At 38.9% G+C, this 11,808-nt stretch carries 14 protein-coding genes; 5 read left to right on the forward strand and 9 right to left on the reverse strand.

Annotation, left to right across the window (positions count from 1 at the left end):
* Positions 1-205: 205 nt before the first annotated feature.
* The 4 genes from VYM24_RS09465 to VYM24_RS09480 form a co-directional block, all read right to left on the reverse strand.
* Positions 206-1,444 (reverse strand): 5'-methylthioadenosine/S-adenosylhomocysteine nucleosidase family protein, encoded by a 1,239-nt coding sequence (locus VYM24_RS09465; RefSeq protein ID WP_250702392.1) that lies wholly within the window; start codon positions 1,442-1,444, stop codon positions 206-208.
* Positions 1,441-1,887: a response regulator gene (locus VYM24_RS09470; RefSeq protein WP_250702393.1), complete on the reverse strand. Its 447-nt coding sequence runs from the start codon at positions 1,885-1,887 to the stop codon at positions 1,441-1,443. The genes VYM24_RS09465 and VYM24_RS09470 overlap by 4 nt, the downstream gene beginning before the upstream one ends.
* Positions 1,884-5,303 carry a hypothetical protein gene (locus tag VYM24_RS09475; RefSeq protein WP_250714450.1) on the reverse strand — a complete coding sequence of 1,140 codons (3,420 nt, stop codon included), beginning with the start codon at positions 5,301-5,303 and terminating at the stop codon, positions 1,884-1,886. Before VYM24_RS09475 ends, VYM24_RS09470 begins: the two co-directional genes overlap by 4 nt.
* 146 nt (positions 5,304-5,449) lie before the next feature.
* Positions 5,450-5,671: a hypothetical protein gene (locus tag VYM24_RS09480; RefSeq protein ID WP_330942017.1), complete on the reverse strand. Its 222-nt coding sequence runs from the start codon at positions 5,669-5,671 to the stop codon at positions 5,450-5,452.
* A 318-nt stretch (positions 5,672-5,989) separates the two neighbouring features.
* Between VYM24_RS09480 and VYM24_RS09485 the strand changes: the two genes are divergently transcribed.
* The 5 genes from VYM24_RS09485 (at position 5,990) to VYM24_RS09510 (ending at position 8,715) form a co-directional block, all read left to right on the forward strand.
* Positions 5,990-6,310: a helix-turn-helix domain-containing protein gene (locus VYM24_RS09485; RefSeq protein ID WP_250702467.1), complete on the forward strand. Its 321-nt coding sequence runs from the start codon at positions 5,990-5,992 to the stop codon at positions 6,308-6,310.
* A 12-nt stretch (positions 6,311-6,322) separates the two neighbouring features.
* Complete coding sequence (locus VYM24_RS09490) at positions 6,323-6,670, forward strand: hypothetical protein (protein ID WP_008777601.1); 348 nt, start codon at positions 6,323-6,325, stop codon at positions 6,668-6,670.
* Positions 6,671-6,672: 2 nt separating this feature from the next.
* Positions 6,673-6,831, forward strand: a complete 159-nt coding sequence (locus VYM24_RS09495) for a hypothetical protein (RefSeq protein ID WP_330942018.1) — start codon at positions 6,673-6,675, stop codon at positions 6,829-6,831.
* 71 nt (positions 6,832-6,902) lie between these two features.
* On the forward strand, positions 6,903-7,403 hold the full coding sequence (locus VYM24_RS09500) for a DNA cytosine methyltransferase (protein WP_425286655.1): 501 nt from the start codon (positions 6,903-6,905) through the stop codon (positions 7,401-7,403).
* A gap of 538 nt (positions 7,404-7,941) precedes the next feature.
* A complete protein-coding gene (locus tag VYM24_RS09510) occupies positions 7,942-8,715 on the forward strand; it encodes a phage antirepressor (protein ID WP_330942020.1) in 774 nt (257 codons plus the stop codon).
* 84 nt (positions 8,716-8,799) lie between these two features.
* On the opposite strand, the gene VYM24_RS09515 is transcribed toward VYM24_RS09510, so the two are convergent.
* From VYM24_RS09515 to traN, 5 genes are read right to left on the reverse strand one after another with little or no spacing between them, the layout of a single operon-like run.
* The gene (locus tag VYM24_RS09515; RefSeq protein WP_330942021.1) at positions 8,800-9,288 is read right to left on the reverse strand and encodes a hypothetical protein; all 489 of its coding nucleotides are present in this window, start codon (positions 9,286-9,288) and stop codon (positions 8,800-8,802) included.
* Positions 9,289-9,296: 8 nt separating this feature from the next.
* Positions 9,297-9,755, reverse strand: coding sequence for a TraQ conjugal transfer family protein (locus VYM24_RS09520; protein ID WP_211737787.1), 459 nt, complete (start codon positions 9,753-9,755; stop codon positions 9,297-9,299).
* Positions 9,756-9,804: 49 nt separating this feature from the next.
* Positions 9,805-10,287 (reverse strand): hypothetical protein, encoded by a 483-nt coding sequence (locus VYM24_RS09525; RefSeq protein ID WP_211737786.1) that lies wholly within the window; start codon positions 10,285-10,287, stop codon positions 9,805-9,807.
* A 7-nt stretch (positions 10,288-10,294) separates the two neighbouring features.
* Positions 10,295-10,879, reverse strand: a complete 585-nt coding sequence (locus VYM24_RS09530; protein WP_211737785.1) for a conjugal transfer protein TraO — start codon at positions 10,877-10,879, stop codon at positions 10,295-10,297.
* 2 nt (positions 10,880-10,881) lie between these two features.
* The gene (gene traN, locus VYM24_RS09535; protein WP_211737784.1) at positions 10,882-11,781 is read right to left on the reverse strand and encodes a conjugative transposon protein TraN; all 900 of its coding nucleotides are present in this window, start codon (positions 11,779-11,781) and stop codon (positions 10,882-10,884) included.
* Between the last annotated feature and the right edge of the window lie 27 nt (positions 11,782-11,808).

An 11,808-nucleotide genomic window follows, 5' to 3' on the forward strand; every position in this document is an offset into this window, starting at 1 on the left:
TATATATAAAGTTATTCCAAAATCATCCTTGTTCCTAATAGAAAAAGTAATAATCTCAAGTTTATTGAATAATATTTCATTGAAGATTAACAGACTATTAGTGAAAAAAGTAAGGAGCCGACTTTTTGGACAGCCCCTTTTTGTTCCCTAATAATCATCTTTTTACAAGAAAAGACTAATAATAATATCACCCATTGGATTATTATCACATAAAATCCTTAATCAGCCAATACAAAAATAAGGCACTCGAAAATGAGCATGTCTTATGATAAGCATCACCTTTGTTTCCATCAGCTAAATCAGCAACTCCTTTAATCCATAACGCATTTTTATGAAGGAGGTATGAAGTCGAATATAATCCAAACCCTTCCATGTCTAAACCTTGTAGTTTTCGGTCATCTGCTTTTAATTTAGCTATTGTTTCTGGTGAGGTGACAACAAATGGTCCACAGACTGTTGGTGAAACATGAGCTACATACATATCACGGTCTTCAACTTTAAGATTCACATTACGAATTTTTGCATTTATTTTATCCATGTAATCTTCACTCGTTAACAAATCCTGCGCTTTAGCTATTAAAAATGCAGAACCTGGCATTTGTTGTACTTCTTTTAGCAACTTAGTATTACCGGATATATCATCATAAAGTTTTCCGACGGCATAATCTTGCACTGATTTTGCTATAATTAAATCACCCAATTTTATATCTTTACTAGGGATACCAGCAGAAAATCCTGTCATAAATAAATAATTAACTTTTAAAATAGTAAACATAGTGGTAGCAAGTATAGAAGTGGCTGTTACTCCAGGGCGACCAACACATGCTGCAACAATTCTATGTTCCTCCATATTTGCTGTAGTGATCGTCGTTCTTTTAAACTGATAAGGGTAGCCTTCCACGTTAAACGAGGACCACTTTTGACCACTAAAAGCAGCCATTAGTTGAGAAAATTCTTCATTTAAGGCACAAATAATACCTATGTCAAAACGATTTTTATCGGCCAGTGATTTTAAAATAGTTTCTTTACTTCTAATTGTGAAGTCTATTTTTGTTTTCAGCTGCTTTATCCAATCGCTCATTCCAGGTTTACGCTGTATTATGCTGAATAATAGATTGTCAAACTCCGGTTTGTCTTTGCAAAATTCATCTTCTCGTTCGGTTAATCCTATAATTTGAGTTGGCATATTGATGCTAGTGGTTCCATTTATTTCTTTTAAGAAATCTACACCACCCCCTTCTTGAGGATCTTCGTTATCAAACATAGGAAGATACAAATCAAGTAAAAGAATATCATAACTTTTGTTTGCAAGGCAAGATCGTCCTGAAGCTATACTTCTAGCTGTATCTATCTGATTTTCATCTAAACCGCATCCTTCAAGTAATATCTTTCTGATTTCTTTGATTTTGTCTTCTAAATCGTCAATAATAAGAATGTTTATCATACAATTTTTTTTATATATTCTGTTAATGGTTTAATCCAATCGTTCTTTTGAAATGAAAAGAAAATATATCCATCGTAATTATCTGGATTTTCTTCTTTGAGCTCACGATCAAGTTCTTTGATCCTTTTTCCCTCAAAGCTATCAAACATCGTTACAACTTTTACTTTGGTAGGTATATCTCGAAGATACATGCCCTCAAGTATCCTTTTACCACCTTGGGCTTCAGGCACGCCACCATTTTCTTCTACATTAACATCATAAGTTGACATAGTCATGTCTAAAAGAATCACACAGTAATCTGTGTAATTACTAAAGATTTCTTCTAAAGCAGAATGATAGGAACTTCTTTCTACTATACAAATATTAGGAAACTCCTGCTTTATGGCACTTTTTATTCGTTCAGCCTTCTCTGGGATATCTTCTACTATCAAAATTTTACTCATACTTTCAAATCTTTGATATTTATAAATACATCTGTTTTACAAAAACCATTTTCAGCCACAATTTGAAGTTCGTTATCTTCACAACCTAAATCGTATTTAATAATTTTTCGTACTTTTACAAGTCCACTTCTACCCTCCGTCTGAAGCCGATTGTATGAAGACAACATTTCTTCAAACTTTTTATTTAGCATTTCCTCATCTTCCTTTATTTCATTTTCAAAGTGTAAATGCATGAGATCTCCTTCCAATTTAGCAGAAATAGAGAATTGCCTTTGCCGTTTTGGACGACAATAACTAAACATATTGTTAAAGAATATAGTTAAAATATCTGATATATGGACAAAGTATTTAGCCTTAATAAGCACATTTGCATCTGTTATTTCTACATTTAATTCACTATCAATATTAGGATAAGTTTTAAGCATAATATTCCAAACAGTTTCAATTTGCTGGCTTAGTAAAAAATCCTCAAATTTGGCGTCTTGCAGATAAAACCAACTTTCTACTTTTTGTAATTTTGCATTGATTTCAGCACGAGCATTATTTACTGCAGCTTTTAATCCGCAATAAAAATGTTTCTTCTCGAACCTTTGAATATCTTGCTCTAATTTGTCGATAAGTATCGTAAATGAATTTGTCCAATTACTTTCTATTTCTTGTCTTATTTCTGTAAGATTTTTAGACGTTAAAATGCATAGATATTCCATTATCATATTGCAAAAATCGTCATAATTTGTAGCGTTAGCATCTGCATTAACAACTGCAAAACATTTAGTATTATCATCCAGAATGTAATTAAAGAAGCCTTTATCCTCCGGTTTTAATTTTATTTGCAATACGCTGTCCTTAAAAAGAGCGATTTGTTTATTAATGCCACGAGAGAAATTCTCTAATATTTTCATTAAATCCTGTTGATCAACGTTGTTGAGTCCATATTCGTGTCTCCAAAAATCTATTGGCATATATCTGTTATTTTCCGTAGCTAACACTAAATTTAAACGATCAAAACCTGAACGTATCTCTCCTTCAAGCACTCCGTGACGTATTCGTGTACTAAGATACGTCTTTAGCCCAAATTTGCTTAACAGAAATTTATCAAGAACAACATCAAAAATCTGGCATGCAACATCAATAAAAGCTCTGTTTGTATAAATTACAGGAGCATTAATAACTGTTGTATCTTGGCTGGTTTCTCCCTGAATATTTGAGGCGTTGACTAGACATAACATATCTGTATGTGTTGACATATCATAAAGATGCTTGAATTGGTTATATAAACCAATATAGTCCTTCAGTTCATAACGTGAGATTGATGCTGTATTTGCGTAAATTTTACTTTCATCTATTTTTTTTATATTTTGATAAACAATCATTGTATCTCTCAGTTCTTGGTTAATAGATTCGTATAAATCATGCTTTTTACTATTTAAACCAGTTAAAAATTGAGAAATAAGTTGTTGCTCTTCTAACATCTGCTTCGTGCTTTTTACATACCTCATGTGGCGAAGTATATCCTCTGTAGCAAGTAAATAAAAAAGTAACTCCACTTTTTCTATATTGCTGCTATTTTTGAGTAAATCTATTAATTCTGAAGCCTTTGATACTTCCTGATAAGCGCAATATCTTTCTAATACAAAACTTTTATGTTCTTCTTCGGTAGCATTTAAAAATACAAACAATAATAAGTCTATAGTATTTTTAACTCCGTTTTTATATTTGTTTTTGTATAAATCTTTGGAAAATTGACTGGTCTGAACTCTTGAAAGATAAGCATGACTATCTAAAAAATGATTTACATAGAATATAATAGCATTTTGGTTTTCATTAAGAGCCAAATAACATTTAAATATAAATTCAACAGCACTTTGAGCTATGGGCAGAGATTCTTTGTATTCCGCAAGGATGTTCTGCCACAAATTCAAGGAATCTAAATAGTCTCCATTTTCATATTTTATTTTTGCTCTATCTATCTCTTTGATATATTTAACAATCGGACTATCATAAGGGATTTCTTTGGATATTTTTTTCTTCTGATAAGTCACCACTTCTGAACAATTAATCCATTCAATAGGTGTTTCTAAATATGATAATTTGTTTTTTTCCCCTTCCAGCATTCTACAAAAGTATGGATCGAAACAAAATATAGATACTAAGCGTAAATCATCATCGTATTGCTCATTGCGTTCTTCCTTTAAAAAATAATCCAACCCACACGATAGAGTTAGCCCATATATATTCTTGTTGATTCCATATAATTGAAAAAGATAGTTGTCACTATCTTTTTCTTTCATTATTTTATAAATAAGCTTTGTTATATTGTTTAATACACAATTCTCAGAAGTTGAAATTTGCTGATAGCCTTTTCCTAAAAAGAGAAGTGAACGTGCGTAAATTTTTAACAAATCAAAATTGGAAGGATCTTTTTTTATATATTTAGGAATCAAGTTAACAATTCTATTATAGTCACCAATATAATATGAGTTGAGGATATCAACAAAATTTGCATCGTAATAATTTTTTGCAAGAAGTTTAGGTTGTGTATAAGCAACAAACGGTGTCAGTTGTTTATCTTTTACTCGACGATAAATTTTACATCCCCAATTAGCATATAAAGTCCTTTGTTCTTTTTGTGTAGCAAAAGAAGCCTTTAGTAGATTTATTAATAAATTATATCTATCTATTAAAGAGTTCGTACTTTCCATTACTAATGTAGAGGAAAGATCATCCCAACTATAATGCTTGTAAAAATTCAAACGAAATAGATAATAGATAAAACGATCTCGTTGAAAATCATTTCGATTCATCTTAAATTTGGAGGCCAATTCTACATCAAAATTAAATGCAGAATTGGTTTGTGAACTACGTTTGTACAAGTAGTGCAATAAAAAAGTTACAAATCCTGTTTTTGCATCTTTTTTCCTTTCATTTATTTCTGATAAAAGTTTATATATATTTTCTTCTTTATTTGATAAGCTATAGATTAAAATTTTAGATTCAAAATACCAGATTGAATATCCAAATAATTCAATACTTTTATCTAGTAATTCTATTGCTTCATCATAATATCCTAAAAGAATATTTCTCTCTACAGAATTTCTTATTTCAGTATAGGATTGCAGTTTTTCCCTATATATGGAAATTTGCACAAAAAGCCATGAAATTTCATTAGATATAGATTTAGGCTTAAAAAAATATCCATTTCCACATCCTAATTCCTCTATACTCTTTGGAAACAGATTACCAAAGAAATACTTATCGTAGACAGTACTAAAAGAATGCATATCATTATATATAGCAAATACGGTAGCGGAATCTACTGTATTCTTTAAGCTAAACATAAGTCTAGCAAATTCTTTATCATTGAAATGTGTATTAAGTATTTCTTGTTTATAATGATATAATGGCTTATGCTTCATTTTATAGATCATATTAAAATTAAGATTATATCGTTGTATTTTTTTCTTTCAAGAGCTAATTTTATTACTATTTTCGTGGAGAATATCAGTTCTTCTTTTTTTAGTTGAAAACGATGAAAATAAAATTTATGACTTGTGGTGAGAAATCAAGAAGTACCTTTATAATTTCCTCGTGCCTCTTTTTTATAATTCCATATAAATTGAATGTGGCATAAAGCCCCTTCAATCACCCTCTTTGGATGAGATGCTGTACTACAATCTTTTTTGATTTTCACTAGCTCAAACAGTACAGCCCATATTTCCAAAGCAGAGAGGGAATTGACTAAAGAATTACCCGTGTATGTCTTATATTCATTAAATATAGTCATATTTCCATTCCTTTTATAATATACAAATTTACGACATTTTACTGGGGCATACAATTTCCTGGGCATTTTTTTATCGGTCTTTTTTCTTCCACATGTTTTTCCCAGTTGACAATCAAATACTGAAGGTCCATATCGTGTAGAAAAACTATCTGTTTCCATTACTGTAGAAAAACTTCCATAAATAGTATTGATATAAAGTAAGTAACGAAGAAAATATGGGGCTGGCGGTTACCGTCAGCCCTATTTTTTCATGCCCATTTTTGAAAACTTTGCAACCGAAGAAAGAAAAATAACTCATTGGAACAAAGAAATATTTGTATGGAAGAAAACAGCAATGATATTGAAAAACTCAAAGCAATGATAAAGGAAAATTTTGAGGAACAACGAAAACTGATTGCCAAGCTGGAAACGGCTCTGGAAGCAGTAACCAGTTTCAACGGCAAGCAAATGCTGGACAGCCGGGATATGCGCCTGATACTGAAAGTATGCGACCGGACACTGATCCGCTGGCGCAACTCCGGCAAGCTGCCCTATTTCAAGCTCAGTGGCAAGATTTACTTCTGGGCCTCAGACGTACACAAGTTCCTGAGGGAAGAATGCCGGAACGAGGATTTTATGTCTGATTCTATTAACTCATAAATAACAACTCATATGGAAAATCAAAGTAAAGTAATCGTCATTGAACGAAACAAATTTGCGGCACTTGTCAAATCACACCGTAAATGTATCCAGATGCTGGACATCCTGACCTACATCTATACTGTCAAACAAATAAGTCTGACCTTGACTTTGCAGGAGATCTGTGAAGTTTTACAGATGACTCCCGAAGAAGTGGAGATACAGCGGCAGAAGGGATATATCCGCTTCACAACGCACAAAGGCATGACTGTCTATGAAATCACCGACCTGCTCCGACTGAAGAACATGTTGGAAATGGGAAATGTCTACCGCAAGATAGATGCGAAAGCCATGAATATTGCACCTTTAAATAATGAATAACAATGAAAGAAGAAAAGCAAAGCAAAGTACTAAAAAAGGGAAGCGTTTGGTACACGCTTCCCTTTTCAGCGGATTCGGTGCCCCTGATCTGGCAGCCGAATGAATGGGATGGCAGAACGCTTTTCATTGTGAGATGGATGATTTTTGTAACACGGTTTTAAATTACTGGTTTAAAGATGCGAAAAGTTATACAGACATCACAAAAACAGACTTCAGACAGTGAAGAGGAAAAATTAATGTTCTTACAGGAGGTTTTCCTTGTCAACTCTTTTCCGTTGCAGGCCAAAGAAAAGGAGCGGATGATAACCGTTACCTCTGGCCTCACATACTCCGGGCCATACATGAAATCAGGCCTGATTGGGTCATTGGTGAAAACGTTGCTGGCATCCTCACGATAGTACAGCCCGGTCAGGAGACTGAAGTGGGAAGCCAATCCACTCTATTCGGAGAGAGTGAGCCTGTATTTAAAAGATGGCAGCAATATGTCGTTGAAACCATTTGCCGTGATCTTGAACGTGAAGGATATTCCGTCCAGCCGATACTTATACCGGCTTGCGCCGTCGGTGCGCCCCACAGGAGGGACCGGGTTTGGTTTATTGCCCACCGTAACGGCCCAGGATTACAAGCTGAGAGGACCGAACGGCAGCCAGCAGGGACTGCCGGAGATCATCCGTGCGATGCTTCTTCCTACTCCGCCGGCTACGGAAATACACCATACGGAGAGAGTCCATAAATGGAAACAGCCCCATGCGCCATCCCCGCACAGCCAACTCAATGGGGAGAAACAGCCCGACGGCCTGAGCGACTTTCTGGATTTTTACGGGATGCTGTTGCCCGCTCCGGTGGCCAGCGATGCCGGTGTGGGGGCTGTAATGGGGAAAAACGACAGGATTATTGTGACACCGAAAGGGAAGATACGGAAGATCAATCAGAAAGGCCATGTCTGGAGTGTAGGGCTTGGGAGGATGGCGGAACTTCTGCCCACGCCGACGGCGAGGGACTGGAAAGGTGCGGCAAGCCTGGAGAGCCTCGAGAAGAGAGGCCGGATACCGGAAAAGAACAGCCTTCCCGATTTCTTCGCCCGGACTGGAAAGAGTTTCCAACTCAACCCCCTGTTTGTAGCCGAGATGATGGGTTTTCCGCCAGGTTGGACGGTATCTCCTTTTCTCAGTGAAGAGAAAAGTCCATCAAAGGATACGGAAACGCCATCGTCCCCCAGGTAGCCTACGAGATATTCAAAGCAATAGAAGAAACCTATAAATTGAACAGTCATGAATAAAATATCAATATTTGAACATCCTGAGTTCGGACGTATCCGGACACTGGATATTGACGGGAAAATATGGTTCTGTGCATCCGACGTTGCCTCCGCACTCGGCTATGCCAATCCGAGGGATGCCGTTGCAAGACACTGTAAACCAATGGGCGTCGCAATCTACGACACCCCTACACGCAGTGCCGTACAGAAGATAAAATACATCAATGAAGGGAATGTGTACCGCCTGATTGCCGGCAGCAAGCTGCCGGCTGCCGAAAAAATTGAAAGCTGGATATTTGATGAACTGGTTCCCGAAACACTGAAAAACGGCGGTTATATCCTGCGAAAGAGTGGCGAAACGGACAATGAACTGCTGGCACGTGCCGTGTTACTTGCACAGGGCAAAATCAAGACCCGTGACGAGCATATCGGCAAATTGCAGCAGGCAAACAACCTTGCCTTTCTGAAGCTAAAATTACAGGCCCCTAAAGTCGCTTATTATGACATGGTGCTGCAATCCCAAAGCACCTATACGGCCACCCAGATAGCCAAAGAACTGGGCATGAGTGCCAGCGCATTGAACAGGCGGTTGAAATGGGCGGACATCCAGTTCCGCCAGTCCGGACAGTGGCTGCTTAAAGCACCCTACCAGAATCAAGGTTATACAACCACCCGTACTCACCAATGGGAAAACCGGAATGGCGATACAGGCACTGCCATGCTGACCGTCTGGACGGAAAAGGGCCGGTTATTCATACATTATCTGTTTGAGGCTTGTCTGCTCTAAGCAGAAGATTCCAATATTAATAAAGAAGAAGGCCGCTGAAATCATGCTTCAGCGACCTTCTTCTTTATTGCCGGCTTCAAAAAACTATCTCAACCGTGGTCCCGTTTTTTTCTTTTCCAGCCGGGGGATAGCCTCTCGCCTTGTTTTTTCCTGGGACTTTATTTTCTCACCGATCGTCTCGCTCTGAAGAAACCTATTCAAATTCCGAAAATCCTTCAGCAGTTTCTGTTTGCACTCTATCTCCAGAGAAAGGGCCATATTCGATATCGGACTGGTACTTCTCCTGACGAGCGGACCGGATAAAAGATCTTCTTCCAAATAGAGAGTGCAACGTTTCAGATACGCTTCAATATCCCTCGGAGTCTCGGTAGTATCAATCTTCTGCTGAATTATCCTATATTGGTTATCCATATAACAGGCTTTGTACAAGTCATCCGCATACCAGTTAAAGAAATCAAGATAGTTCTTTTCCAGCTGGCTCTTATACATTTTGATGTCGCTCCTTACCTCATTTCTTGCCTTGTCAAGGTATTGTTGCAACTGTTCGACTTCTAAATGATCTGTATCCATCATCAATCTTTTTATTGTTCGCTTTCCGTTTCTGTTGCGAAAGAAATATCCAAATCCCTTTCCTGTCCGAAGTTATCCACAGCTACGAATTTAATTTCCGCGTTCTTACTACTCCCATTATGATAGAATAGCGTGAACACCTGGCGGCAGGGATCGCTGCTGTCCAACCCCGCAATCGAATCCAACGGTTGCATCTCCCGGTTCACCAGCCGGACATTCTTCTTGTCGTATACCTCACCGCTACCCTCCATCTGTATATAACCGATTTGATAGCGGGCTTCCTCATAGTTTCCACTGCGATTGAGTGTCAGACGAATCTCCACGGTCTCATCCGGGGAGATGGTTTTCTGAAGATACCACGAGGTAAGGGAGAAATCATAAGCCTGCCGCACTTCCAGTTTGTCGTCACAGCTACCCAGCAGGCAAAGTAATGTGAGCATGATACTACTTGCAATTAATTTTATCTTCATGACTTTACGTATTACTAAATTGATAATTTACTTGAATCCGGCGGCATGGCTAACGCCTGATACCCTGTTTTGTCTTTTTTTCAGGCGGTCCTTCTTTCTTCCCGTTTTTATGTGCCTGCTGCTGATTCTTTTCAGGAGGCGTTACTGAAAGAATATTTGCAAATTCCCGGTAATCTTTTATCAGCCGCTGCATACATTCCAGCCTCATGGAATGGGCCATGTTCGCACCCCGGCTGGAACTTCGGCAATCCAGCTGGCCGTCCAGCAGTTTCTTCTCACAGCAGGCGGCATGCTCCTTGAGGATATTCCTGATTTCATCGATGTCTTTTACCCCGTCCACTGCCTGGCGGAGTTTTTTATAACAGTCTGACATAAAGTGGGATTTGTACAGGCTCTCCGCATTCCACTCGAAATAGTACAGAAAATCCCCGTCCATCTGTTTCTCAAGCCTGGCTATGTCCCGGTCTTCCCGTTCTATTTTTATGTCCAGCCAGTGCAGCATCTGGTCTATATTCCAATTATTTTCTTCCATGCTGTCCCTAATTAAAAATGTACTTGAATCCGGCAGCGACCACCGTGTGGAAATGTCCTACGGACGAGCCGAAGAATATCCTTTGGCGGACACTGAAAAGAAAAACCAGCCTGTCCGAAAGGAACGCCTCCATCTCGAAAGCCGGAGCAAAACCGTAGATAAAGCATCCGTCATTCTTAAGTGTCGCCCCGTCATAGAGCAGCTTGTCGTTCCAGTTGGTCGTCTCATAACCGGCCAGAGCGGAAAGCCCGGCAGAGAAGAACACGTTCTTGTCACGGTCCGAGAAGAACGGCACGAAATAACCCGCTTCCCCGGTAAACTGCGCTTTGGGTATCGCAATCTCCTTATAGGAATAGTGTTTCTTCACATAATCCGCCCCGAACAACCATCGGGAATGGTTCCGGTTATACCGGCTCAAAGCCAGACCGACCTGGAAGTTACCACCCAAATGCTTCACATTGGAACCGAAGTTGTCCACACCGCCTGCTGTAAGCTGAATTCCCCTTTGTCCCGGCAAATAGCGTTGGGCAAAGGATTTGCCTGCCGCAAAGGGCAGACAAATGCATAACATAATAAATAAAACTCTTTTCATGATTACTCCTTGATTAATTCATTCATGACACGCGCATCCACCAGGTCACTATTTTCGACATAAAACCGCTGGTGGCGGCCTCCCGCCTTTTCGTAGATTTCCACTTCCAGCAGCTTGTCGTCAGGAATAATTATCTTCGGGAAGGCATATACAATACGCCCCGTACTTTTTCCCTCGATGCGTGTCAGGGCATTGAGCGTACGTACCGGTTCGATATAGGTTTCCTGCTGCGCTGTCCGTTTGGCTATCTTCTTATCCACTATTTTAAACCGTACGAAATCCACATCGAAAGGCACATGGGAATTATTCGTCAGGGAAACGTGGAAGAAGAGCAGGTCCTTATGCACATAAATACCTTTCAGAAGAACCTGCATCCCGAACTGCCGGCATCCGATATGCTTCACGTCCCTGCAGTCCAGCCGGTGGATGGTGTACATCACGCTGGCGATGACCGTCGGATCTTCCTCACCCAGCTCCGTGACACGGATGGAACTGCCTCCTTTCTTTCCCCCTTCGTCCGGATTTATCCATTGGTCCATATTGATATTCAGCGTGGAAGGCTCCTCTTTATAAACCACATTGAAAGAAAAGAAGGAACCGTCGCCTGTAATAACCGAGAAGTTTGTCTCTCCCGGAAACTCTTTTACCGCCGCTTTTACACGTACCACATTCTCCACCCCGTCGGCTTTGCCCGCGATGATATTGTTACTGCCCAGATCCACATAGCGTACTTCGGCAGGAAAAAGGATATGCACCGTCTTGCTGAAAGTGACCTCAATTTTATAAGGGGTGATATGCTGGCCCGCCGTCAGAATCCTGACGGGATTTACCGGTCTTTCCTCCTGTGAAAAACCGGATACCGAGGCCAGAACAGACATCAATAATGCTATAACTATTTTCATTGTCTTGTCTTTTTTATTAAAGTGAAT

Origin of the sequence: Bacteroides sp. MSB163, from assembly GCF_036416795.1 — a bacterium.
GTDB lineage: Bacteria > Bacteroidota > Bacteroidia > Bacteroidales > Bacteroidaceae > Bacteroides > Bacteroides maternus.